Raw genomic sequence first — 24,482 nt, forward strand, 5'->3', positions numbered from 1 at the left:
TTCGCTATTCCGGTTCCTCATCCATTGGGCGCATACCGACCTTACGCACCGCGTTATCCTCCTTCTCGGCCACCGTCCAGATCATCCCGGCGAACTCCACCTGGTCACCCACAACCGGCGCCGCGCCGAGCAGCCGCTGGATAATTTCGCCCAGCGTTTGCTGACCGTTGCCGTCCGCCAGGCCCTCTTCCAGCCCGTAAATCAGCGCGACGTCGGCAAAGCTGGCGCTGGCTTCGAGAATAAAATCACCAAAGAAACGCTGATCCAGCGCCACCGGCGGCGACTGGCTGAACAGCTTGCCGAGGGCAGGGAGGTCGCGCTCGCGGCCTATCACGCAGAGGATATCGTTCTCGCGCAGCCGCGTGCTGCCGGTCGGGTGAAGCAGGGCGTTATCCCGGAACAGTGCGGCAATGCGCGTCTCAGCGGGCATATGCAGATCGCGCAGGGAGGCGCCCACGCACCATTTGTCGGCGCTCAGCTGATAGACAAACTGCTCCCACGGATTCTCGGGGTGAATATCCAGCCCCACGCGGGAAACCGGCCAGCCGACGGGCGGCACCACCACCCTGGCTTTTTTCGCCGCCCAGCCCAGCGAGGTCCCCTGAAACAGCAGCGACACCAGCACCACGAAGAAGGCGACATTGAAGAACAGACGGGCATTGTCCAGCCCGGCCATCATCGGGAACACCGCCAGGATAATCGGCACCGCGCCGCGCAGCCCCACCCAGCTGATAAACACCCGCTCGCGCAGGTTAAACCCGCGGAACGGCAGCAGGCCGGCAAACACCGACAGCGGGCGCGCGATGAAGATCATCCATGCCGATAAAAGCAGCGCCGGCACGACGATGGGCAGCAGGTCGGAAGGCGTCACCAGCAGGCCCAGCACCAGGAACATGGCGATCTGCGCCAGCCAGGCCAGCCCGTCAAAGTTTTGCAGGATCGCATAGCGGTTACGAATCGGCCGGTTGCCCAGCAGGAACCCGCAGAGGTAAACCGCCAGGATACCGCTGCCGTCCAGCGCGGTGGTGACGGCAAAAATCAGAATGCCGCCGCTCAGGGCCAGCAGTGGATAGAGACCGGAAGGGAGAGAGATACGGTTAATCGTATGCTGGAGTAGGTAACCGCCGCCCAGGCCAATGATAATCCCCAGACCAAACTGCTGCAGGATGTGCCAGGCAAACATCCAGCTCAGGCCGGTTTCGTGCTGCTGGATCATCTCAATCAGGGTGATGGTCAGGAATACCGCCATCGGATCGTTACTGCCGGATTCAATCTCAAGCGTTGAGCCAACGCGTTCGTTTAGCCCTTTGCCGCCGAGCAGGGAGAAGACCGCCGCCGCATCGGTAGAGCCAACAATCGCGCCAATCAGCAGGCCCTCCATCATATCGAGGTTAAACAGCCAGGCGGCCATCATGCCGGTCAAACCCGAGGTGATCAGCACGCCGACGGTCGCCAGGGACAGCGCCGGGCCTAAGGCAACGCGAAACGAGCTTGCCTGGGTGCGCATGCCGCCGTCGAGCAAAATGACCGCCAGCGCGAGGTTACTCACCATGTAGGCGAAAGGGTAATTATCGAAGGGGATACCGCCGATACCGTCGATTCCTGCCAGCATGCCGATAGCAAGGAAAATGACAAGAATAGGTATGCCAAGACGCGATGAAAATGAACTTAATAAAATGCTGAAGGTTACCAGGATGGAACCCAGAATGAAAAGACTGATTATCGCTGTGGCACCCAATGTCGTCTTACTCCCACCTCAATGTGAACGCTGTTATTAAAACCCTAACATATTAACAACGACATCTGCGTTTTATTGAGGGGGAATAACGGCTTTTTTATGCCTTTAAGACCGGATGACCGTGCATGGTTAACCGGCTGCCCGACCTGTCGTGCCTCAGAATCGCCTGTGCGCCCAGCGGCAGCGTGACGGTTTGCTGCTCATGGCCGAAATCCAGCCCGCCGATCACCGGAATATCAAGCCGGGAGCGAATGAAATCAACCATCGTCTCCAGCGTGTAGCCCGCATCGTAATCGTTCGGGGCTGAGCCGCTGAAGCTGCCCAGCACGATGGCCGACTGGCGATCGAGGATCCCGGCGTGGTACAGCTGCAGCAGCATGCGCTCGACGCGGAACGGGTGCTCGTTGATATCTTCCAGCACCAGGATCCCGCCTTCAATCTGCGGCAGCCACGGCGTGCCAATCAGCGACACCAGCATTGCCAGGTTTCCTCCCCACAGCTGGCCTTCACACTCCCAGTGCGGTCCGTTGCCCTGCCACTCGACGGTGAAGGTCGGGTTTTGAAGGGCGCGCCAGAAATGTTCCTCAGTAAACGCATCCAGCATCGGCGCGCCAAAGTTGCCGGCCAGCATCGGGCCGCTAAAGGTGATGACGTTATGCAGCGCCAGCAGGCCGAGCTGGATCGCGGTGAAATCGCTGTGCCCGCAGATCAGCAGCGGATCCTGCTGCTGGCGTGCCGCCAGCCCGGCCCAGTCAATGCTCTCCAGCAGCCGGCTCGCTCCGTAGCCGCCGCGCACGGCCAGCACGATGTTGTTTGCGCCTTCCAGCTTCGCCAGGCCGTTGATATCGCTCAGCCTCTGCGCCTCCGTACCGGCAAAACGCTGCATGCGGCGGGGGATAATCGTCTGATTTTCTACCTGATGGCCCATGTCCAGCAGGCGCTGAACGCCCCGCAGCGCCGCCTCCTGGTTGATGCAATAGCCCGACGGGGCGATGAGATGAAACTGAGACATGGCAATTCCTTGCTGAATGAGAATCTAATTGTCTATATCATGCCGCTTATCCGTCGCCTGCGACAAGAGGCGACGTACCGCGATGACCGGCTATAAGGATAGATGACGTGAAATTGAGATGGTTTGCTTTTTTGATTGTGCTGCTCGCTGGCTGTAGTTCAAAACATGATTATCAGAATCCCCCCTGGAACCCTGAAGTCCCGGTGAAGCGGGCCATGCAGTGGATGCCGATCAGCGAACAAGCCGGAAAGGCCTGGGGCGTCAGCCCGCGTCTGGTCACGGCGATCATTGCGGTGGAATCCGGCGGTAACCCGACGCTGGTGAGTAAATCGAATGCGGTGGGGCTGATGCAGTTAAAAGCCTCGACGGCAGGGAGAGAGGTTTATCGCTACATGGGCTGGAAGGGGCAGCCGTCCACCAGCGAGCTGAAAAACCCGGAGCGTAATATCTCTATGGGGACGGCTTACCTGAGCATTCTGGAACATGGCATTCTGAAGGGCATTGAAGATCCGGAGGTCATGCAGTATGCGCTGGTGGTGTCGTACGTTAACGGTGCCGGAGCGCTGCTCAGGACCTTCTCGTCCGATCGCAAAGAGGCGATTGAAGAGATTAACGATATGGATAAAGACGAATTTTTCGACCACGTTGTGAAGAATCATCCGTCGGCACAGGCTCCGCGCTATATCTGGAAAGTACAGAAAGCGATGGATGCCATGTGACGCCGCTGTCGGGCGGCAGCACGCTGCCCGACGTCCTTCAGCGCACTTTACCCGCGCGCTCCCGCGCTTCACGCTCCAGTGAAAAGATGATGCGCTGGAGCTCGCGCTCGGCACCGGGCCCTACGTTCAGGAAGCGAAAGCTGAGGCGCGGCGTGGTAACGGTTTCGTTTTTGCCGTCCACCACCCTGCGCTCGCCGATGGCAATCAGCTGGGCGTCAAACCAGAAGCGTCCCCATCCGCCCATGTCCAGCTCAATCTGACTAAAACGCATGCCTTCCACCAGGCCTTCCGGCTTCGGCGTATCCATCAACGCTCCCATACCGCCCAGCGACAGATCGAAAAGGCGAAAGCGGATCTCTTTTTTGTCCGGCATTTTTGCCTTACAGAAATAGGCGGGGTGAAGCGGGGCGCTGATGCGAAAATACTCCCGGCGCTGCACGAACCAGAGGTTAGCGGGCAGCGGGGCCATAAAGGCAGGCAGGCCCTGATACGCCGTCGCGGTCAGGCGAGGCAACACAAACTCGACTTTTGCACCGTGCGTTTCGGCCATTACCGAGAGATTCTCTGCCTCCAGCGCGACACGGTTTTCATAATCCCGGCTGCCGAGATCGACGATCAGGTGCTCCGCCGTCACGTCCAGGATCTTGCTGATAAACTGACTGGCTGACGCGCTGATGCGCAGCGGCACCTCACCTTTTTTCAGGTCGCGTAATACCCCTAATACCGCCAGCGGATTTTGTTTCAGGAACTGCGCACTGTAGTTACTCACGCCAGATGGCTCCTCGATAAATGACAGACTATCTCAGGGTTATCGGCACGCCATGGCGAAACTTAATACAAACGCCTGTTTTTCTCCGCGCATATTGCTTTGTTAATGGGAATGATAATAATTGCCGTTCCCAATATCATCTAATAACAAGACGACACCATGAGTACTTCACGTTTTGCGGTATGTGCGCTGGCGGGCGCCGTCACCCTGGCAGGGCAGACGCAGGCTTTCGCAGAGGAATCCACCATCCTGGTGACCGGAACAGAGCAGGGCAGCGCGCTTCCCGCCTGGACCAACAGCGCCACGAAGTCAGCCGTAGCGGAAAGCAAAACCCCGCAGGTGATCAACACCATTGCGGCTAAAGAGATTGAGCAGCGGCAGGCCCGCTCGGTAAACGAGATCCTGCGCTATGCGCCCGGCGTCTCGACGGAGGTGCGCGGCAGCACCTCCTACATGAGCGAATACAAGATCCGCGGGTTTAACGTTGAGCAGGAGTTCTACAACGGCCTGCAGCTTCCCTACAACATCACCGGGAACACCAAGGCGCGAATCGATCCGCTGCTGATTGAGAGCGTTGATATTCTGAAAGGGCCATCATCCGTGCTCTACGGCGGCGGTTCGCCGGGCGGGCTGGTCAATATCCAGAGCAAAAAGCCGCAGAAAGAGGCGAAAACGGAGCTGGGCCTGAACACCGGTAACCGCAGCCTGAAAGAGGGCTATCTGGACGCCACCGGGCAGATAGCCAGCAGCGACTGGCGCTATCGCCTGCTGGGTAAAGCGACGGAGAGTGGCGAACAGGCGCGCACCGCGCGCTATGAAAACTATCTGGTGGCCCCTTCCGTCACCTGGGAGCCGGACCCCCGCACGCGCCTGACCGTTGACGCGCTGGCGCAAAACACGCCGAGCCTGACGCCGTCAGACCCGCTGCCGCTGAGCTACCTGCGGTCAACCTACGCCGATCGCCGTGACTATGCCGGCGACGAGTGGAGCGGATTTTAGCAGCGCCAGTGGATGCTGGGCTACAGCTTTGAACATGCGTTTGACGGCGGCTGGGGCTTTAGCCAGAAGGCGCGCTACTTTGACGTGGACACCCATCAGCGCAGCGCCTACTCCACCGGCACGGGCAGCGAGGTATACCGGCTCAACCGCTTCGCCTATACCACGGATGAAGATTTGCAGAGCGTCAACGTAGACAGCCAGATCACCCGAACCGTCGCGCTGGGAGACTGGAAACACCATCTGCTGGCGGGCTTTGACTATCAGAAGCTGAACGGTCACTTCCGCTACCGCTACGCCTCGGCCACGCCGGGCATTGATATGCGCCATCCGGACTATTCGCAGATCGACAGCGGCGCGCTGGGGCTGTTTACCGCGCAGAAAAACCGTCTGAGCTATCAGCAGAACGGATACTACGTGCAGGATCAGGTGGTGTTCGGCGGGCTGAGCGTGCTGGCAAGCCTGCGCTATGACGACTACCGTTCGGTCACCTCCAGCTATCTGCAAAACGGTGACAAAGCGTGGGTATCGCAGGATCGCCTCACCAAACGACTGGGCGCGCTTTATGCCTTTGACAACGGCCTGTCGCCGTTCATCAGCTATTCGGAAGGATTCGCTCCGGTATCGCCGCAGGGCACGCTGACCTCGAAGGCGGTTAAGCCCACCACCAGCAGGCAGGTTGAGGGCGGGGTGAAATACCTGCTGGCGGAATACGCAACCACCTTTACCGCCTCGGTGTTTAAAATTCGTCAGAAAAACGTGGTCACCAGCGATCCGGGCTTCCTCAACTATCGCCAGACCGGGGAAGTGGAATCTGAAGGCGCGGAGCTGTCCGCCATCAGTCGTCCGACGGATAACCTGACGCTGATTGCAAACTACGCCTACACCCACGCCATCAACACCGAAGATGACAAATACCGGGGCAAACGACCGACGCAGGTGCCTGAGAACGCCTTTAATCTCTGGAGCGATTACGCCTTTGAGGGCACGCCGCTGAGGGGAGCAACGCTGGGAGTCGGCGCTCGCTACACCGGGCCGATGGAGATCTCGCCGGCCAACGACGCGGGCAGGCTGGGGGGCACCACGCAGTACGATCTGGCGGCATCGTACCGCATGGGCGAAATGACGCCCTCGCTGGAGGGGCTGACGCTGAAGGCCAGCGCGCAGAACGTGACCAACAAAGAGACGCTCACCTGCTACGACGCCGCGAACTGCTGGATAGGCCGTGACCGGACGTTCCAGGTCGGGGCAAGCTATAGCTTCTGAAAAAAGCCCGGTAACGCTACCGGGCCGCTAGCCGGAACGGATCCTGACCCTCGCCCCGCCGGGGAGAGGGTCAGGGGGCGCTACTGCGCCGCCTGCTTCTCGGACGCCACATCGTCGTTTGCCGCAGGCTGATTCTCCGGCACGCTGTCGCACGGCTTCTCTTTCGGGCAGACCATGTCCAGCATCCTGAGCGTCACGCCGTTGCTCCAGCCGAAACCGTCCTGCAGCGGATACTCACCGCCGCCACCGCCGGTTCCGGTCGAGGAGACGTCGTACTTCTCAACCAGCTTCTTCTCGCGATCGTAGGTATGCTGAACGTTTTTCAGGAAACGCCAGGTCACGTCCATCGCCACTTTCTGCTGGCCATAGTTTTGTAACCCTTCCACGGCCACCCACTGTAGCGGCGCCCAGCCGTTCGGCGCATCCCACTGCTGTCCGCTATTGACGGTCGTGGTAGAAATACCGCCCGGCTTCAGCAGGCGCGCTGATGAGGCGGCCGCCACCTTATCCGCGCGATCCTGTGATGCCGCCTTAACGTACAGCGGGAAGAGGGCCGCGGCCGTTAGCTGGTTGCGCACCTTCTTGCTTTTCAGATCGTAATCCGCGTACCAGCCCTCTTTATCGTTCCACAGGTGGCTCTCCATGGCCTTCTGGCGCGCCGAGGCCAGCGCGTCATATTTGCCTGCGCTGGCGGCATCGCCGTCTTCCCGGCTGGCGCGGGCCAGCAGTTTTTCCATCTTAAACATCAGGGCATTCAGATCCACCGGCACGATGCTGGTGGTGCGAATGGTGCCCAGCTTTTGCGGATCGTCCATCCAGCGGGAGCTGAAATCCCAGCCCGACGCGGCGGCGGCGCGCAGATCGCGGTAAATCTCCGTGGCCGGACGGTCGGGGTTATTTTTGGCGGTGGTAACGTCATCCAGCCACGACTCGGGGCGCGGGGTGTCCCGATCGTCCCAGTAGCGGTTGAGAAGGGAGCCGTCGTCCAGCTTCACCACGCGCTTGTTCGCCTGGCCGGGCTGAAGCCCATCCGCCCCCTCCATCCAGTAGGCATACTCTTTCTCCATCTGCGGACGGTATTTCTTTAACGCCTCGCTGTCGTGCGTGGCCAGCAGCTCCACCATCAGCGAGAAGAACGGCGGCTGCGAGCGGCTCAGGTAGTAGCTGCGGTTGCCGTTGGGGATATGGCCCCAGCTGTCGAGCTCGTAAGCGAAGTTGTCCACCATGTCGCTAATCTTGTCCCAGTGCCCGCTCTCGGCCAGCCCCAGCATGGTGAAATAGCTGTCCCAGTAATAGACCTCGCGAAAGCGTCCTCCGGGCACCACGTACGGCTTCGGCAGGGGCAGGAGCGAATCCCACTTGTTGGCTTTATCGGTTGTGCGGGTCAGAACCGGCCACAGATCGTCAATGTGTTCGCGCAGGCTCTGGCCCTCGGGAGGAACGTATTTTTCACCCTCCTTTGGCAGAATAAAGTTCATCTCCACGAAGTGGCGCAGGTCGAAACCGGACTGGGTATGCTGCATCCGGTAATCCGCCAGGATCGTCAGCGGGTCGCTTTTCGGAACGGCATCCGCGAAGGTTTTCTGATCCGGGAACAGTTTAGCGCTCTGAACATCGCTGAAAAGGGGGCCGAGCAGGATATCAGGTGAAGCGATCTGGCCAGAGATTTTCTCTTCCGCATTGCCTGCTGCGCCAACCGTGAGCAACGCGCTGCCCAGGATCAGAGGTAAGAGGCGAGGGCGCAGCTTTTGAGGTGTTATCATCGTTACTTCTCCTTATTTCGCTGAGCAGCGGTCACGCTGTCGTCAATCACCTGAAAACCTTAGTCGAATATTCCGCGCTTCGCGTGTCGAACGTCGCATTTTGCACAAATACAGATTATTTACCGCTGCGCTTAAAGCCCCGACGATGCGGAGAAATATTGATATTGTGAATGTTCAGATGAATATAAAAATAAAGTGCGATCCGTTACGCATAATGTGGTCGGCAAATGGTTTCTTTTAATTGTCACGATCACATAAAGCAAAAAACATAATTAAGGGATGAAAAAACATAATGGAACGTGGCGCCACTCTCGGGCGACATTACCGCGATAAAAGAAAGGGGTTTCATTAACGAGGAGTAACGCGATGTCGGTGGCTGAAAAAATTCCGGTCAAAGAAAAAATAGGCTATAGCCTGGGAGATGCAGCGAGTCATATTGTATTTGACTCATCGGTGGCCATTCTGGCGTATTACTATACGGATATATATGGGTTGCCGCCGGCCGTAATGGGCACCATGTTTCTGCTGGTGCGTTTATTAGACGCCATTACCGATCCCGTTATGGGGGCTATTGCCGACGCAACCTCAACGCGCTGGGGGCGTTTTCGTCCCTGGCTACTGGCGATATGCGTTCCTTTTGCGGTGAGCTGTGTACTGGTTTATTCCATTCCGAACTTCACCGAAACCGGCAAAATTTATTACGCCGTCGGGGCATATATATTTATGACCCTGATGTATACCGCCATTAATATTCCATATTGCTCCCTGGGCGCCGCGCTGACCTCCGACCCGCGTGAAAACCTCTCGCTACAGTCATGGCGATTTGCCATCACCCCCATTGGCGGTGCGCTTGGAACCGCCCTCATTCTGCCCCTGGCGGACTATCTCTGCCCCGGTGACAGAGCCACCGGCATTCAGGTGGCGATGGCGATTTTTGGCGCGATTGGGTGCCTGATGTTCATCGTCTGCTTTGCAACCACCAGAGAGCGCGTGCAGCCCATCAAAGAGGAGAATCTGAACATCGCCCGAGACGTTAAGATTCTTTTTCGTAACGATCAGTGGCGCGTTCTTTCCCTCTACAACTTTATGATGCTGGTGGCGGTGGTGATCCGCGGCGGCGCGGTGGTTTATTACGTCAATACCGTGCTCAACAAGGGGGCGGACGTCATCTCGTTCTTTATGCTCGGCGGGATGCTGGCCTCCATGCTTGGCTCCGTGCTCGCCCAGCCGTTCGGCACCCGTTTCTGCAAGGTTAAACTCTCGTTCTGGATCAATATTCTGAACGCGGCACTGGGCGTGGCCTGCTTCTGGCTGCCGCTGGAGTTCTGGGCTATTCCACTGATCGCCCACATTCTTATTCAAATTGTGCAGGGCGGCAACGGCGCGCTCCAGTGGTCCATGATTACCGATGCAAATAATTATGGCGAATGGAAAACCCAGCGTCGTATTACTGGAATGAATGTGGCGGCCAATATATTCGTGATTAAATTAGGTGTCGCCGTCGGCGGTGCAATTCTGGGATGGGTGTTGGCCTGGTTCAACTATGAGTCGAACAGCACCGTACAATCGGAAACCGCCGTTCAGGGCGTCATTCTGCTGTTTACGCTGATCCCGTCATTCTTTTATTTACTTACCGCCTTCTCGATTAGGTTTTATAAATTAACCGAAAGCGTCATGAACGGCGTGGTGCGTGATCTAAATAAAGGCGAATTTGCGCATTCTTAAGGGGTGAAGCAGTAAGCCGATAATTCATGCGAATTATCGGTGAGGTTCTCTGTGTCCGTCAGGAAATAATGATTAACTCACGAGGATGGAGTCGATGAAAGTGAAATATCTTGCACTTATTATCAGTGCGTTTTGTACTACCGGAGCAATGGCAGAAAAAGAGACCGGGCAGCTGGAAAATAAACTGGCGCAGCTGGAGGCGCGTCTCGAAAAGGCCGAATCAAGGGCGGCAAAGGCGGAAGCACAAATTCAGGCTCTGGAACAACAGCGGATTGGCGTTACCACTTATCCGGTGGTCGTTGAATCTACAGAGCCTGCCGCAGGGCAAGCGGCGCCGAAGCTGACGTTATCCGGCTACGGGGATATTAAGTTTTATGGTGACGTCGAATTTAATATGGACGCGGCCAGCAGGACCGGCAGCTTAACCTCTGTAAAAACGTCGGCCAATAAGGACTGGGCACCCGGCAGCCACGAACGCTGGGATATTAACGGACGCCTTCTGCTGGGCTTTGACGGCTACAGGCGCATGGAAAACGGCAACTTTGCCGGTTTCTCCGTGCAGCCGCTGGCGGACCTGACGGGCAAAATGAATCTGGATGATGCCGTTTTCTTCTTCGGCACGGAAAACGACTGGCAGGTGAAGGTCGGCCGCTTCGAAGCCTACGACATGTTCCCGCTGAATCAGGACACCTTCGTTGAATATTCAGGCAACACGGCCAACGATCTTTACAGCGACGGCTATGGCTACATCTACATGATGAAAGAGGGGCGGGGGCGTAGCGACAGCGGCGGTAACTTCCTGCTGAGCAAAACCCTCGGTAACTGGTATTTCGAGGTTAACACCCTGCTGGAAGACGGCAGCGCACTGTTTGTAGACCAGCAGTATCACGGCGTGGATCTGGATAACGATAAAAACGTCGCTTACGTTCGCCCGGTTATTGCCTGGCAGGAGGGCAACTTCTCGACGGCCCTCGCGATGGAGAGCAACCTTGTCAACAACGCCTACGGCTACCGCGACGGATCGGGGAACTGGGTGGATCAGTCTGACCGCACTGGCTACGGCTTCACCATGACGTGGAACGGGCAGAAAACCGACCCGGATAACGGCATCGTGGCGAACCTGAACACCGCATACATGGATGCCACGGACGAGAAGGATTTCACCGCGGGCGTAAATGCCTTATGGCGTAATTTTGAGCTGGGCTATATCTACGCGCATAACCAGATCGATAGCTTCAACGCCGCTAACCTTGACGCTGACTGCGACGGCGACTGCTGGGTCACCGATCCTGGGGATTATGATATTCACACCCTGCATGCTTCATACCTGATCCCGAACGTCATGAAGATGAAAAACTTCAATATTTATCTTGGCGCCTACGCGTCCTGGGTGGAAGCGCATCCGAACGAGGGCGATGACCGGAATGACGATCGCTACGGCGGACGCGTGCGCTTTAAATACTACTTCTGATGCCGTTCGCCAGTCAGGCCTCCTCCGGGGCCTGGCTGGCTTCCCGCAGCGTGCCCGGTGCATGCCCGATAATCCGCTTAAACGCCCGGCTGAACGCCGCCAGAGAGCCGTAACCCAGCCGCAGCGCGACCGCTTCAATCGGCTGATTTTCATGACGAATATACTGAATGGCCAGCCGCATCCTCAGCTCGCTGAGGTATCTGGCCGGCGTGGTGCCCGTCGCGGCGAGAAAGCGCTCGGCAAACACGGACCGGGAGGTGCCGGCTTCTTTCGCGAGGTCCGCCACGCTCCAGTTCAGGCCCGGCTGCTGGTGCATTGCGTAAATGGCCCGGCTCAGGCGCGGGTCACGCAGCACCTGCACCCATCCGGTGGCGTTACCGCATCCCGCCTCCACCCAGCCGCGAACAATCAGCGCGGCGACCACGTCCGCAAGGCGAGCCAGGATCCCCGCGAATCCGGCCTGGCGCGTCATCGATTCGCGCTCCATCGCCGCAAGCAGCGGGTGGATCTCCGGCCAGGTTGACATCAGCCGGCTCACCATCATGACTTCCGGCATGGCTTTGATCAGAGGCTGCATGCCCCCCAGCTCAAAATCCATACATCCGCTGAAGATGATGGTTTTCTCCTTGTCCGGACACGGATCGCAGGTGATAGCGCAGACCGAACCGCAAAGGGGTTCTCCCGGAAAGGCGCTGACCGGGGTGATATCGGCGCGTTCATCCGAGAGCAGGGCGTGGGCGTTGCCGTTTGGGATGAACAGCGCGTCGCCGCCGTTAAGCGGGAACGTCGCGCCGCTCTCCATACGCAGCAGGGCAGTGCCGTGGCTGACAAAATGAAATTGCGCCTTACCTGCGGCCTGATGGAAGGCCACGCCAAACGGCGCGCTGGCTTCAATCCGTCGATACTTCACGCCCGACAGGCGCATGCCGCGCAGCAGTTCGCTGATCAAATCGGGTGACGTAACGGTCATGGCATAACTCCGGACGAATAATCAATAAGTGGAGATTATATGTCATAGATCGTCCATGCTGAACTCTCTATGCTTTTGCGACATTAGTCACATTTCTATAACGGGAGTACAACAGATGAACTCATGTGTCGCGGCGAGAGAGGCCGTAGCGCCGGCAAAACCTGCCTGGCGGGCGGTTTATTCCCTGGGGCTGGGGGTATTCGGTTTGATAACGGCAGAGTTTCTGCCCGCCAGTTTGTTAACGCCGATGGCCGCGAGCCTGGAGGTGAGTGAGGGAATGGCGGGACAGGCCGTTACCGCCACCGCCCTCGTGGCGCTGGTGACCGGGCTGCTGATTACCCCCGCGACCAAAAGTATCGACCGGCGCTGGGTGCTGATGTTTTTCTCGGTGCTGCAAATCGTCTCCAGCCTGCTGGTGGCCTTTGCGCCCGGGCTTCACGTTTTGCTGATGGGGCGCCTGCTGCTGGGCATTGCCATCGGGGGATTCTGGGCGATGTCGACCGCGACGGCGATGCGTCTGGTCCCTGCCGATAAAGTGCCAAAAGCGCTGGCGGTGATCTTCTCCAGCGTTTCGATTGCTACGGTGGTTGCGGCGCCGCTGGGCAGCTATCTCGGCAGCCTGATCGGCTGGCGTAACGTGTTTATCCTGTGCATTCTGCCGAGCGTGCTGGCGCTGCTGTGGCAGCTCTGGGTCCTGCCGTCCATGAAGCCGGAGAGCAGCGGGAGCCTGAGTACGCTGTTCCGCGTGCTGCGTCGTCCGGGGATGATTGGCGGAATGCTGGCGACGATCCTTATCTTCAGCGGCCATTTCGCCTTCTTCACCTACCTGCGTCCGTTCCTCGAAACGGTGGGGCAGGCGAGCGTGGAAAGCATCTCCCTGATCCTGCTGGGCTTTGGTATTGCCAACTTTATCGGTACCTCCGTTGCCGGACACCTGCTGGCGCGCAATCTGCGCCTGACGCTGGCGCTGGTCCCGTTCGCCATGGGGATGCTGGCACTCGCTATGGTGGCGTTTGGCCATCTGGCAATACTGGACGGACTGCTGGTGGCGATGTGGGGCTTTGCCTTTGGTCTGGTGCCGGTGGGCTGGTCAACGTGGCTTGCTACCACCGTTCCGGATGAAGCGGAAAGTGCAGGGGGCCTGCTGGTGGCATCCATCCAGTTTGCCATCGGCGCGGGCGCGGCAGGTGGCGGGGCGGTGTTTGACCTTAACGGTGCCAGCGGGGTCTTTGCCGGAAGCGGTTTCCTGCTGGTCACGGCGATGGTCATTGTGCTTATGGGTGTGAAGGTTAAAGCGGAGTAATAACTTCCCCTCTCCTGCGGGAGAGGGGATTATCGGCTGTACTGGTATTATGCCGTCGCCCTCTCATTCCAGGTATCTTTAAACCTGATATTTCCGTCACAATATTTCCATTCAATGGCTTCATAACGCACTTCAACCTCCTCCATGTGCGCGCTGGCGATACCAAGTGGATGCAGGACTGGGGAGATCCGGGTTATCTTCACATTTTCCAGCGTTATGTTGAAGTATTCATACTCCATCCCGGCGTCATTAATTTTATACATTTTAATCAATGCCGTTTTGAACATTCTCCCTGTACATACGGCTCGAAAGAGATAGGGAGTGATGCGGTCTATTTCTTTCTCAAAGGTAACAGGAATATGTAGTCGTGTTCCTGTCAATTTCCCGGTGTTCGAACAGGTGGGTATCCAGACAGAATGGTTAAAGCATTTAAGTTCGGTAGAGCCCAATCTTGAAGGCATTAAACATTCTCCTGGAATGGGGTCATTGTTTTCATCCGTAAACCAAATATGTGCTGGGGTAGACATTTATTTATCCTTTGGGTTCGTAGAAATAGAAAACGTAAAGAACAACTACAGCAATCACCCCTATGGTAAGGATTGCGGTTATATCATTCTCAATGAAGTTTGCTGGTATCGTGGATAAAACCACAATAACAAAAATAGAAGCATAGGCTTTAAAATCATTCTTCAAGTCTTCCAGGATGATTCTAATAAGGCTCTTGATGAACTTTTTCATTACCGGATCAATTTTATAAATGCATTAGTGATATCATCGTCTGATGCTGTGTAAATATTCAAATAACCAGCTTTCATAATTACCGGTTCGATGAGAAAATACATCATTTCAATTCTCTCTAAATATAAAGCCTGGTAAAATAATGGCAGGGATGTCTTAAGGTTATTTGCGCTTTCAGCCGCGTGTTGAACCAGGGCATAGGCGTTTAAGGCTAAAAGTGCGCCTCCCATTCGCCCGGCAACTTTTTTCATTAAGGCATTTTGTACAGCGGTGTTCATTTTATTGCCATAGCATATATATTTTGCTACAACGTAAATCAGGCCTGTTTTAGAGACTTGCTTTACTGAATAACCTGTCGTGAAGGGAATGACTTTTTCGAGTATACTTTGTTTCTCATGCTCACTTCTATTTTTCAGCATTGTTTCTATATATATCTTAACCATGCGGATTATTAAATCTCTATGTTTAACTAATTCTACAATGCCTAACATGAACCTTTTGTCTTCGGAAGCCAGTTTTTTACATACATCAAAGTAATTATCAGTGAAGCAAGAGCTATAATAGAGTAAACGTGTAGTAGCATCGCCAAGATTATTTAAATATTCAATGGCTCCATCTTTAACCCCTGCAACAGCATGGTCTAGCCTTAAAGCGAGATCTTTATCGGAACCTATTTTTTCTATAATTGATTTGCTGTAATGCATTATTTATCCCTGTTGTTGGTGGGATCAATAATGACTGCTATGCAAAAAAAGAAAAGTGATCGCACTCTCAGGACTGATATTTATTAAAACCAAAGGGCTTATATATTTTATCAGGTGATGAGTGGCCTTTAAGAATTGATAAGATAAATATTGCGGAACACATTAATCAACTAAATACCCTACAGGCCGGGGGGACCCAAGCGCCCCCGGCTTAAATCTTATAACCCTTTCTTATCCATCAGTACCGCCAGATCCACCAGGCGATTTGAGAATCCCCACTCGTTGTCATACCAGGAAAGGATTTTCACCATGTTCCCGCCAATAACCAGCGTGGAAAGCCCGTCGATGATGGAAGAGCGCGGGTCGCCCTGATAGTCGCTGGAGACCAGCGGTTCATCGCTGTAGCCCAGAATGCCCTTCAGCGGTCCGCTGGCGGCTGCCTGACGGAACGCGTCATTGACCTCTCCGGCGGTCACATCGCGGCTCAGCGTTACGGTCAGGTCGACAATCGATACCACCGGAACCGGCACGCGCAGGGAGTACCCGGTCAGCTTGCCGTCGAGGGAGGGGATCACTTTCCCCAGCGCTTTCGCCGCGCCGCTGGAGTAAGGCACAATCGACAGCGCCGCCGCGCGTGCGCCGCGCAGATCTTTCTCGGGCTGGTCGTGCAGCGCCTGGCTGTTGGTGTACGCATGGGTGGTGTTCATCAGACCGTGCTCAATGCCAAACTGCTGGTGCAGCACCTGCGCGGCCGGCGCCAGTCCGTTAGTGGTGCAGCTCCCGTTGCTGACCACGAAGTGCTGTGCCGGATCGTACAGCCCGTCGTTCACGCCCATCACCACCGTCAGGTCATCGTTTTTGCCCGGCGCGGAAATGATGACGCGTTTCGCGCCGCCGCTCGAGATATGCACCGCCGCTTTTTCTCGCTCGGTAAAGAATCCGGTGGCTTCGATTACCACCTCGACGCCCGCGTCTTTCCAGCGGATGTTGGCCGGATCGCGTTCGCTAAATACGGTGATGCGCTGGCCGTCCACCTGGAGCGCGCCGTCCGCCGCTTCAACGGGCACCGGCAGCGTGCCCAGCAGTGAGTCATATTTCAGCAGATGGGCGAGGGTTTTACTGTCCGTCAGATCGTTAATGGCCACAATCTGAAGGTCAGGGTTGCCCAGCGCCGCGCGCAGGACGTTACGTCCGATACGGCCGAAACCGTTAATACCGACCTTAACCATGATGCACTCCTTATCTGTGTTGTCTGGAGTCACTGTAGGCGTCGGTCGGGATGGCGTAAATGACAAAAAAGGATCACATTACGCCATTTTGCGACAGTGGAAGCGCTGGCGGTATTCTCCCGGCGTCAGGTGGAGCTGCTTTTCAAAAACGCGGCGCAGGTTAATGCTGGTACCAAACCCGCTTTTTTCGGCAATGGCTTCAAGTGAATCATGGGTCTGTTCAAGAAGCTGTCGGGCGGCGGCCAGGCGAGCCTCCGTGACGTAGCGGGCGGGAGGCACGCCGGCGTCACGGGTAAACACGCGGGTGAAATTGCGGGGACTCATCGCCACCCGTTCTGCCAGCTTTTCGACGCACAAATCGGCGGTGAGGTGCTGCAGGATCCAGCTTTGCAGCTCGCTGACGGGGCCGGCTGCGGCGGACTGCTCCAGGCTATAGCGGCTGAACTGGAGCTGACCGCCGGGACGTCTCAGGTACATCACCATGTCCTGCGCCACGTTGCGTGCCAGGGTAAAGCCGTAATCGTCCTCCACCAGCGCCAGGGTTAGGTCAAAACCGGAGCTGACGCCGCCGGAAGTCCAGACGGAGCCATCCTGAATATAGAGCGGGCCGCCCACAACGTTAACCGCAGGATAGAGGGTTTGCAGCGTCTCCAGAAGACGCCAGTGGGTGGTTGCCCGCCGCCCGTCGAGCAGCCCCGCCTGTGCCAGCAGCAGGGCGCCGCCGCATATGGAGGCAACGCGTCGCGCATGCGGCGCGGCAAGGTGCAGCCAGTCCACTACGGCGGTGCTCTCCTGCTCATTCATGCCGCGTCCGGTAATGATGATGGTGTCCAGCGGCTCGCGCGGATCCAGCTCCGGCAGGCGGTAGTCCGCCAGCAGGTTTAATCCGGACTGGCCGTGGATCACCTGATGCGGCTGCGTGGTGGCAATAATGATGCGATAGCGGGGCTGCGCAAGGCCGTCCGGGTGCAGCCGGTTGGCCTGCATCAGGATGTCTGCAATACCGGCGGCTTCGAACAGCATGCCGCCGTCAGGGACGATAATCAGGATCTTCTTCATGTCCTGAAAAGTACCTTTATTGCAAAATAAGTCAAGCGGCCGGTGATGGCGCCGCCTCGGGCGCGCTGACCTTTTTCATCGGAATAACGGCGATAATCAGTGCCCCCAGCACCAGGAATCCGGCCACCATGAAAATCCCGGCGTTAAAGTTCCCCGTGACATCTTTCATCCAGCCCATCAGCAGGGGACCGAGCGCCGCGCCGGTCATGCCGGTGGCGTTAATGACCGCGATACCCACCGCCCGCGCGCGCAGGGAGATATAGCGATCCGGCGTAGTCCAGAAGATGACCATTGCGGCAAAGGCGCCCGCCGAGGCCATAACGATCCCGGCAAACTGCCATAGTGGGGTAGTGCTGGTGGCGGTCAATATCCAGCCCGCGGCGGCAAACAGATAAGGCAGCAGCGTATGCGCCTTGCGCTCGTTCAGGCGGTCAGATCGCTTACTCCACCACACCATGGCGACGATGGTACAAACCTGAGGTATGGCGCTCAGAATACCGATTGTGACGTTGCTGCTGCTTTCGTTAAAGCTGCGCAAAATCAGCGGCGTCCAGACGCTCAGCGCGCTCAGGGTATTCGTCAGGCAGAAATAGGCTACGGTGTACAAAATGATGACTGGCGTAAAGAGCTCCCGCGCCATGCTACGCTGAGGCAGCACAGCCGCGCTTGCCGCCAGCTGCGAAGTTTGCAGCGCTACCTTATCGGCTTCCAGCATCTCGTTCAGGCAGGCCTTATCGTCCTCGGTAAGCCATTTGGCCTTCGCCGGGCTGTCATCCAGCCAGAACCAGACCACCAGCCCCAGCAGTACCGACGGGAAACCTTCCAGCAGGAACAGCCACTGCCAGCCTTTGAGATTTAACAGTCCGTCCATGTTCAGGATATAGCCGGAAGCCAGCGATCCAAGCGCCATCGTTACCGGCATGGCAATCATAAACAGGGCATTTGCCCGGGCGCGGTAGTGGGCCGGGAACCAGTAGGTTAAATAGAGCAGCAGCCCCGGCAGGAAGCCCGCCTCCGCTATCCCCACCAGCATGCGCAGCACGTACAGGCTGTTTGGTCCGGTGGCGAACATGGTTGCGGTAGAGGCAATGCCCCAGATCACCATCAGGATCGCTATCCAGCGGCGCGCGCCGACGATACTCAGCATCACGTTACTGGGAATGCCGCAAATCACGTACATCACGTAAAACAGCGTGGTTGCCAGGCCAAACATGGTGCTGGTCAGCCCCAGATCTTTGCCCATCGTCAGGCCGGCGAAGCCGATGTTGATGCGGTCGAGGTAGGAAAAAACAAACAGAATAAATAAAAAAGTGATTAAACGACGGAACAGTTTCTTGATAACGGCTTGCTGACGCGGATCCAGAGGCGGTTGAGCGGGAGGTGCGTTCATGAAAAGCTCCACATTGCGATTATTAGAATGAGAGTGCAGGTCGGCTAACGTATAGAAAATAGCCAGGCAGGACGTCAATTCAATGTTCGAAAAATGATACGTAATTGTTAATTGCATAGCATTTATGAATCATATTGCGATCCGGATCGCTAATGCCCGGCGGTAAGGGGCTGAAACGCCAGCGTTACGCGCATTGCTGCTATGTCCGTCACCGGGCCGCAGGGTATAATCGCTTCATCTGCCGCCTGTTTTGGTAAGGAAACGCATGTCGACGATAAAAAAAACCACTGATGGTCAGGCCGCTGACGCTGCCTTTCACCGCGAAGAGTTTCCGTTTTACTGGATCGTTAACGTCCACGCTCGCTACACGCAAATCATGGAGATTACGTTAAAAAAAGCCCAGCTGGACGTCTCAGGCTTTCGGGTGCTGATGGTGACGCATCAGTACGGCAGGGCCAGCATTTCCCAGATCGCCGAATACGCAATGGCCAAGATGCCCACCGTGACGAAAATCGTCGGTCGGCTGCGTGACGAAGGGCTGGTCACCACCGCAAGCAGCGAACAGGACGCGCGGGTGACGGTGGTCCAGCTCACCGATGCCGGTCGACAGAAAGTGGAGGAAGCGATGGCTCAGGCAGGCAAGGTTTTTGAGAAAGGTTTTAAGGGAATGACCGCCAGCCAGGTAACGAAAATGAACGCCTCCCTGGCAAAAGTGCTGGATAACCTCAACGAACTTTAACCGCATACTAAATTTGTGATCCGCGTAGCTATTCTTTCTAATCTCCTGTAATTACTCACTTTTTAAAGACGTGTGGCGATAAAGCGATATCGCCTGCGTCGCTGCCGTTTCCCACCGTTTTGTTTTATTTTTCATCACCATGAAGCATTAACCCTGCGTTTCAAAAGGTTAATAAAATGTTAGGTATCCGTAAAATTAACGTGAATTATTACTTGAATATTCATCTAAATCTTCCATGATTGACCTACCGTCATTCAGCACAAAAAAAGCGCAACGACGCTCCGCCTGAATGTGATTCATTTTTTCTGGTTAAGGTGTTCATCATGAAGCCAGTATTCAAGAGCAATGGTTATATCGAGCAGTTTACCCTCGGCGAGGGCGATCTCCGCTTTGCGGTCAAGGACACGCTGGACGTTGCCGGGCACCGTACGCGGGCGGGTTCGCCGGCACTGGCTAATGCACCGGTTGCGCCGCGCCATGCGGACGTGGTCGCCAGGCTGCTGGAGGCGCAGTGCGTGCTGACCGGTAAAACCACGCTGCACGAGCTGGCTTTCGGCGTAACCGGCATCAATCCGCGCTGCGGCACACCGTTAAACCCACATTATCCGACGCTGATCCCCGGGGGCTCCTCCAGCGGTTCGGCGGCGGTGGTGGCCTCCGGTGAGGTGGATTTTTCTCTCGGGACGGATACCGGCGGTTCGGTGCGTATGCCTGCCGCCTGCTGCGGAATTATTGGCCTTAAGCCGGGGTTTGGCGTACTGAGCCGCAGCGGCGTCATGCCGGAACAGAGTTCGCTTGATTGCGTCGGCGTATTCGCCCGCGATGCTGATGTTCTGCGTAAGGTGATGACCCGCCTGGCCGTTCCCGTCGGCCCGCCGCTGGAGGCCTTTCCGTCCCTGGCGTACGTGCTGGCGGCAGAGCCCGATATTGACGCCTGCATTGACGAGTTTCTCTCTCAGGCTGGCGTAACGCCGCAGGAAGCCGCGCTGCCGTTGCTCGAAGAGGCCCATCGCGCCGGGCTTACCCTTATCAGCCATGAAAACTGGCTGGCGTCAGGCCCGCTTCTGAAAAGCAATTTAGTCTCGCCAGACGTGGCGTCGCGCATACGCGCCGGGGCTGATATTAGCGAAGAGGGGCTTCGCCACGCGGAGCAAATCCGCCGGGCGTTCACCGAACAGGTGGATGACTTACTTAACATTACGCCGCTGCTGGCGATGGCGACGCTGCCGGAGCTGCCGCCGACGCTGCGGGAAGCCGAAGAGCCGCTCAGCGTCGTCAATCTCACCCGGCTGGTGCGCCCGTTTAACCTTAGTGGCCATCCTGCAATAACGCTGCCCGTGGGCGAAATCGACGGTCGCCCGGTGGCGCTCCAGCTTATCGCCCGCAGGGGGGATGACGGGCTGCTGGTGCAGGCCGCCGGGTGGCTGAACGCGCGACGACGTCACTAGCCCTTACGTTCCTGCTTTCACCCTGAAGATCCAGTGAGTTCGTCTCATTGCGGCCTCGCTCGCCCCGAGCATGCCGCTGATAACTATCCGGAGGATGCTATGTCTGCCGTACCCGTCCGTGAGGAGCTGGTCCCGCTGCTGAGCGATATTGCTGCCCGCAGCCATGAATTTGAGCATCAGCGTCATATTTCTGACGACGTGATCGCCCGTTTCAAACAGGCAGGCGTCTACCGTGCGCTGGTGCCCAGAGAGTACGGCGGAGACGAATGCTCCCCGGCGCAGTTTTGCGAGCTGATTGAACAGATCTCAACCGCCGACGGCTCGGCGGGCTGGGTGGCGAGCTTCGGCATGAGCCCGTTTTATCTCGGCGCGCTTCCGCCAGACACGCTGAAGGCGCTGTGGTGCGACGGACCTGACGTGGTCTTTGCCGGGGGGATCTTCCCGACGCAAAAAGCGCAGCGGGCCGACGGCGGCTACCGCGTTGGCGGCCGCTGGAGCTTTGCCAGCGGCTGCATGGGGGCGTCGGTGCTGGGCGTCGGGTTCCTGCCGGAGGATGACCACCCCCTGCCGCGGATGGCGGTGCTGCCGCGCCAGAGCGTGCAGATCGATCCGGTCTGGGACACCGTCGGGCTGGCGGGAACCGGCAGCCACGACCTGGTGGTCAACGATGCCTTCGTGCCGCATGAATGGACCTTTGTCCGGGGCGGGGCGCTGAATCTGGAGGGGCCGCTCTACCGTTACCCGGTGCTGTCGCTTGCCACGCAGGTGCTCTCCGTGGTGGCGCTCGGCGTGGCGCGCGCCGCGCTCAGCGAAATTTACGCCCTTGCGCATCGTCAGCAGTCCGTCACCGGCGCACCGCGCCTGGCTGAACGCCCACAGGCGCAGATGCAAATCGCCCGCTGCGAGGCGGAACTGCGATCCGCCCGCGCGTGGTTTTACGAGGCCATCGATGACGTCTGGCAGAACCTGCTGGCGGGGGACGATCCGCACTGCGGGCTAATCAACGCCCTGCGCCTGTCATCTACCCATGCCACCCGCGTGGCCGCGGAGGTGGCGCGTCAGGCGCTGGCGCTGAACGGTATGGGTGGGGTGAGCATGACCAGCCCGCTCCAGCGCTATGTGCGCGACACGATGGTGATTACCCAGCATGCCTTTATGGGTGACCTCTCGTACCTGAATGCCGGGACGGTCTTTTTTGGCGGCAAACCGCTGCCGGGTTACCTGTGACATTTACCTAAAGGAGTAACGGATGAGCCAGACAACAACCTTACGCGTGCTGTTTTGCATCGGCGTCAATCAGAACTTTTTCGATGCGAGTGCGGCAGAAGCCGGGCAGGTATGGGCCGCCTTCGGCGTAATGATGAAGGGTATTGAGGAGACGCAGGGCATTCGCGTGCTTGGCAACATGGACGACGACCAGCTGATGGTCGGGCCGTCCACCGCCGCGCCGTGGACCACCTACGTGCTGGCGGACGCGGAGCGCCTCGAAAACGTGGCGGCGGTCTGCAACCTGTTTCGCACCACGCCGGTTGGCGACAGCGGCAGCAGGCTGTGGAAGTACTGCAAAATCGAAGCCCGCGTGGGCCGCGAACTGATTATTCAGAGCTGACCATGAACGCCCGGGACGCGCTGCGACTGCGGCAGCTTGAAGCATACCAGGCCGCACGGGTCTGCATCAGCGACTACATGCACCTGTGCGATCGCCTCGATTCACCGGAAACGGTGCAGGCCATAGGCGCGCTCTTTACCGTCGACGCCTGCTGGGAAGGGGTGGGTGAACCCTACGCTACCCGGCTCGGTCGGCACCGGGGGCGGGAGGCAATTATGACGATGATGGCGGCCTACGTGCGAAAGCCCGCGCATTTCACCATTAACGCCCATTTTCTGTGCTCGGAGGCACTGTGGCACGAGCCGGACGGGCAGCTTAAGGGCCGCTGGCTGATGCTGCAAACGTCGGCGTTCAGCGCAGGCGGCGCGCACCTTAACGCGGCTGAAATAGAGGTTAGCTTTGCCAGCGAGGAGAGCGGGATGGCAATGACCCACTTCACCACCCGGAATCTGTTCAGCAGGCCGGTCGACCGCTGGCACGCCGCGGATGCCTTACCCGTACCGGATAACAACTAAATCGGCAGGAGACTGGATATGCAATGCGACCACCTCATCAACGTTAAAAATATCGATACCGCGCCAGCGCGCTCGGCGATTGCGGCGCTCGTGCAGCACGACCGCGTGCATACGTCGCTTTATACCTCGGAAGCGCTGTTCCGCCTGGAGCTGGAGAGAATTTTCAGCAAAACGTGGGTCTGGGTTGCCCATGTCAGCGAAATCCCGGAAACGGGCAGCTTCAAAACCACCGAGATCGGCACCCAGCCGGTGATCGTGGTGCGCGACCGTAAAGGCAACGTGCATACGCTGCTGAACCGCTGCCGCCACCGTGCGGCCACGGTATGCGAACACCGCAGCGGTAAGACCAACAGCTTTGTCTGCCCGTACCACGGCTGGGGCTACGCGCTGGACGGCAGCCTGCGCGGCGTGCCGCATCCGGAAAGCTACGCTGACCAGCTGGAGAAGGGCGAGCTGGGGCTGGTATCCCTGCGCACCGAGCAGTACGCGGGCATGATCTTCGCCACTTTTAATGAACAGATTGAACCACTGGATGATTTTCTCGGGGCGGCTAAAAAGTGGATGGATCTGTTTATGAAGCAGGGGGCGGGCTATCCGATAAAAACCGGACCCGCGCACCGTTTCCGCTTTCCCGGCAACTGGAAAATTCAGCTCGAAAATACCACCGACGGCTACCACTTTCCGGTGGTGCACCGATCGTTCTTAAGCTCCGTCGATAAGCAGACCGAAGAGATGCTCAACTTCGTCGACGGCAGCGGCTACGTTGAAGATCTCGGCAACGGCCACAGCGTGATGGTGATGATCCCGGAGCTGGTGGACCTGGACGCTAATCCCGACGCCCCCATCCCGGAGCGCTTCAACGAGCTGGCGGACGCCCTGCGCGCCGAGCACGACGAGGCGCAGGTGCGCCGCATTGTTCGCGCCGTCGGCGGCTCCGGTTTTAACCTCAATATTTTCCCTAACATCGCCTGCTCGATGGCCTTCTTCCGCGTCCTCCAGCCGGTATCCGTGAACGAAACCGAAATTCACCATGCGGCGATCACCATGGAGGGCGGCCCGGAAATCGCCAATCAGGTGCGCCTGCGTCTGCACGAACACTTCCAGGGGCCGATGGGATTCGGTACGCCGGATGACTCCGAAGCCTGGGAGCGCGTTCAGCGCGGGGCCACGTCGGGTGATGACCTGTGGATCATGCTTAATCGCGGGCTGGCCGGGGAGTATCGCACCGATGACGGGCTGCGCAGTGACGTAAGCGCCGAAACCGGCATGCGCGCTGCCTATCGCCAGTGGAAAAAACTCATGACGGAGGCCGAATAATG

The 24,482-nt window shown here is 57.7% G+C and carries 20 protein-coding genes and 1 pseudogene; 11 read left to right on the plus strand and 10 right to left on the minus strand.

The window, feature by feature from the left end; translation table 11 throughout:
* Positions 1-4 precede the first annotated feature (4 nt).
* Positions 5-1,738 (minus strand): potassium/proton antiporter, encoded by a 1,734-nt coding sequence (locus tag IM304_RS09115; RefSeq protein WP_148418020.1) that lies wholly within the window; start codon positions 1,736-1,738, stop codon positions 5-7.
* Between the two features lie 97 nt (positions 1,739-1,835).
* Complete coding sequence (gene ldcA, locus IM304_RS09120; RefSeq protein WP_193354606.1) at positions 1,836-2,750, minus strand: muramoyltetrapeptide carboxypeptidase; 915 nt, start codon at positions 2,748-2,750, stop codon at positions 1,836-1,838.
* Between the two features lie 107 nt (positions 2,751-2,857).
* Here ldcA and emtA point away from each other — a divergent pair, with 107 nt between their 5' ends.
* Positions 2,858-3,469 carry a membrane-bound lytic murein transglycosylase EmtA gene (gene emtA, locus IM304_RS09125; RefSeq protein ID WP_148418018.1) on the plus strand — a complete coding sequence of 204 codons (612 nt, stop codon included), beginning with the start codon at positions 2,858-2,860 and terminating at the stop codon, positions 3,467-3,469.
* A gap of 37 nt (positions 3,470-3,506) precedes the next feature.
* On the opposite strand, the gene IM304_RS09130 is transcribed toward emtA, so the two are convergent.
* Complete coding sequence (locus IM304_RS09130) at positions 3,507-4,238, minus strand: flagellar brake protein (RefSeq protein WP_193354604.1); 732 nt, start codon at positions 4,236-4,238, stop codon at positions 3,507-3,509.
* 159 nt (positions 4,239-4,397) lie between these two features.
* Here IM304_RS09130 and IM304_RS09135 point away from each other — a divergent pair.
* Positions 4,398-6,500: pseudogene (locus IM304_RS09135) on the plus strand (TonB-dependent siderophore receptor).
* Between the two features lie 80 nt (positions 6,501-6,580).
* On the opposite strand, the gene IM304_RS09140 reads toward IM304_RS09135, so the two are convergent.
* Positions 6,581-8,263, minus strand: a complete 1,683-nt coding sequence (locus tag IM304_RS09140) for an alpha,alpha-trehalase (protein ID WP_193354602.1) — start codon at positions 8,261-8,263, stop codon at positions 6,581-6,583.
* Between the two features lie 366 nt (positions 8,264-8,629).
* Between IM304_RS09140 and IM304_RS09145 the strand changes: the two genes are divergently transcribed.
* Together IM304_RS09145 and IM304_RS09150 are read left to right on the plus strand one after the other, a co-directional pair.
* The gene (locus IM304_RS09145; RefSeq protein WP_148418014.1) at positions 8,630-9,988 is read left to right on the plus strand and encodes a glycoside-pentoside-hexuronide (GPH):cation symporter; all 1,359 of its coding nucleotides are present in this window, start codon (positions 8,630-8,632) and stop codon (positions 9,986-9,988) included.
* Between the two features lie 94 nt (positions 9,989-10,082).
* The gene (locus IM304_RS09150) at positions 10,083-11,459 is read left to right on the plus strand and encodes a carbohydrate porin (RefSeq protein WP_193354601.1); all 1,377 of its coding nucleotides are present in this window, start codon (positions 10,083-10,085) and stop codon (positions 11,457-11,459) included.
* A gap of 13 nt (positions 11,460-11,472) precedes the next feature.
* Here IM304_RS09150 and IM304_RS09155 read toward each other — a convergent pair whose 3' ends face one another.
* Positions 11,473-12,429 carry an AraC family transcriptional regulator gene (locus tag IM304_RS09155; RefSeq protein WP_193354600.1) on the minus strand — a complete coding sequence of 319 codons (957 nt, stop codon included), beginning with the start codon at positions 12,427-12,429 and terminating at the stop codon, positions 11,473-11,475.
* A gap of 115 nt (positions 12,430-12,544) precedes the next feature.
* Here IM304_RS09155 and IM304_RS09160 point away from each other — a divergent pair, with 115 nt between their 5' ends.
* On the plus strand, positions 12,545-13,732 hold the full coding sequence (locus IM304_RS09160) for an MFS transporter (RefSeq protein ID WP_193354598.1): 1,188 nt from the start codon (positions 12,545-12,547) through the stop codon (positions 13,730-13,732).
* A gap of 47 nt (positions 13,733-13,779) precedes the next feature.
* On the opposite strand, the gene IM304_RS09165 is transcribed toward IM304_RS09160, so the two are convergent.
* From IM304_RS09165 to hpaX, 5 genes are all read right to left on the minus strand, one after another.
* Positions 13,780-14,259 carry a type VI secretion system tube protein TssD gene (locus tag IM304_RS09165; protein WP_193354597.1) on the minus strand — a complete coding sequence of 160 codons (480 nt, stop codon included), beginning with the start codon at positions 14,257-14,259 and terminating at the stop codon, positions 13,780-13,782.
* A gap of 210 nt (positions 14,260-14,469) precedes the next feature.
* Positions 14,470-15,174: a hypothetical protein gene (locus tag IM304_RS09170; RefSeq protein ID WP_193354595.1), complete on the minus strand. Its 705-nt coding sequence runs from the start codon at positions 15,172-15,174 to the stop codon at positions 14,470-14,472.
* Between the two features lie 218 nt (positions 15,175-15,392).
* Positions 15,393-16,403: a type I glyceraldehyde-3-phosphate dehydrogenase gene (gap, locus tag IM304_RS09175; protein WP_193354593.1), complete on the minus strand. Its 1,011-nt coding sequence runs from the start codon at positions 16,401-16,403 to the stop codon at positions 15,393-15,395.
* A 78-nt stretch (positions 16,404-16,481) separates the two neighbouring features.
* On the minus strand, positions 16,482-17,462 hold the full coding sequence (locus tag IM304_RS09180; protein WP_176610076.1) for a GlxA family transcriptional regulator: 981 nt from the start codon (positions 17,460-17,462) through the stop codon (positions 16,482-16,484).
* A gap of 31 nt (positions 17,463-17,493) precedes the next feature.
* Positions 17,494-18,852, minus strand: a complete 1,359-nt coding sequence (hpaX, locus tag IM304_RS09185) for a 4-hydroxyphenylacetate permease (RefSeq protein ID WP_148418008.1) — start codon at positions 18,850-18,852, stop codon at positions 17,494-17,496.
* 265 nt (positions 18,853-19,117) lie between these two features.
* Between hpaX and IM304_RS09190 the strand changes: the two genes are divergently transcribed.
* The 6 genes from IM304_RS09190 (at position 19,118) to IM304_RS09215 (ending at position 24,480) form a co-directional block, all read left to right on the plus strand.
* The gene (locus IM304_RS09190) at positions 19,118-19,591 is read left to right on the plus strand and encodes a MarR family winged helix-turn-helix transcriptional regulator (RefSeq protein WP_148418007.1); all 474 of its coding nucleotides are present in this window, start codon (positions 19,118-19,120) and stop codon (positions 19,589-19,591) included.
* 323 nt (positions 19,592-19,914) lie between these two features.
* On the plus strand, positions 19,915-21,039 hold the full coding sequence (locus tag IM304_RS09195; RefSeq protein WP_193354592.1) for an amidase: 1,125 nt from the start codon (positions 19,915-19,917) through the stop codon (positions 21,037-21,039).
* Positions 21,040-21,138: 99 nt separating this feature from the next.
* Complete coding sequence (locus tag IM304_RS09200) at positions 21,139-22,266, plus strand: acyl-CoA dehydrogenase family protein (protein ID WP_193354591.1); 1,128 nt, start codon at positions 21,139-21,141, stop codon at positions 22,264-22,266.
* A gap of 22 nt (positions 22,267-22,288) precedes the next feature.
* On the plus strand, positions 22,289-22,648 hold the full coding sequence (locus tag IM304_RS09205) for an IacB protein (RefSeq protein ID WP_148418004.1): 360 nt from the start codon (positions 22,289-22,291) through the stop codon (positions 22,646-22,648).
* Positions 22,649-22,650: 2 nt separating this feature from the next.
* Positions 22,651-23,163: a nuclear transport factor 2 family protein gene (locus tag IM304_RS09210; protein ID WP_148418003.1), complete on the plus strand. Its 513-nt coding sequence runs from the start codon at positions 22,651-22,653 to the stop codon at positions 23,161-23,163.
* Positions 23,164-23,181: 18 nt separating this feature from the next.
* On the plus strand, positions 23,182-24,480 hold the full coding sequence (locus IM304_RS09215) for a Rieske 2Fe-2S domain-containing protein (RefSeq protein ID WP_193354590.1): 1,299 nt from the start codon (positions 23,182-23,184) through the stop codon (positions 24,478-24,480).
* Positions 24,481-24,482 lie beyond the last annotated feature (2 nt).

Origin of the sequence: Enterobacter cloacae complex sp. P40C2 (assembly GCF_014930695.1) — a bacterium.
GTDB lineage: Bacteria > Pseudomonadota > Gammaproteobacteria > Enterobacterales > Enterobacteriaceae > Enterobacter > Enterobacter pasteurii.